The sequence below is a fragment of the uncultured Mycobacterium sp. genome, assembly GCF_964249325.1.
In the GTDB taxonomy this organism is placed as follows: domain Bacteria; phylum Actinomycetota; class Actinomycetes; order Mycobacteriales; family Mycobacteriaceae; genus Mycobacterium.
Map to the genome: position 1 here is coordinate 19,861 of NZ_CAXUCH010000034.1, position 509 is coordinate 20,369.

A 509-nucleotide genomic window follows, 5' to 3' on the forward strand; every position below is an offset into this window, starting at 1 on the left:
CAGCTCAGCCGGAACACTCCCCGTCAGCGGGCGCTCGCCCACGTGGCGGGGGAAGGACTCCGGCGCGCCCGGCCAAGCTGAGCCGCGAGATCATCGTCAACGCCGCGCTGACTTTCCTGGACCGCGAAGGCTGGGACGCGCTGACCATCAACGCGCTGGCGACCCAGCTGGGCACCAAGGGCCCGTCGCTGTACAACCACGTTGACAGCTTGGAGGACTTGCGTCGCACGGTGCGTATGCGGGTCATCGACGACATCATCACGATGCTGAATCGGGTGGGCGAGGGCCGGGAGCGCGACGACGCGGTGCTGGTGATGGCGGGCGCCTACCGCAGCTATGCCCATCACCACCCCGGCCGGTACGCGGCATTCACCCGGATGCCCCTGGGTGGAGACGACCCTGAGTACACGGCAGCGACCAGGGCCGCGGCGGCGCCGGTGATTTCGGTGTTGTCCTCCTACGGTCTCGACGGTGAAGAGGCGTTTTACGCGGCGCTGGAATTCTGGTCG

1 pseudogene (running past one end of the window) is annotated in these 509 nt (G+C 68.0%); it reads left to right on the forward strand.

Annotation, left to right across the window (positions count from 1 at the left end):
* Positions 1 to 77: 77 nt before the first annotated feature.
* Positions 78 to 509, forward strand: a pseudogene (locus ACFE99_RS07015) (TetR/AcrR family transcriptional regulator) (it continues 165 nt past the right edge of the window).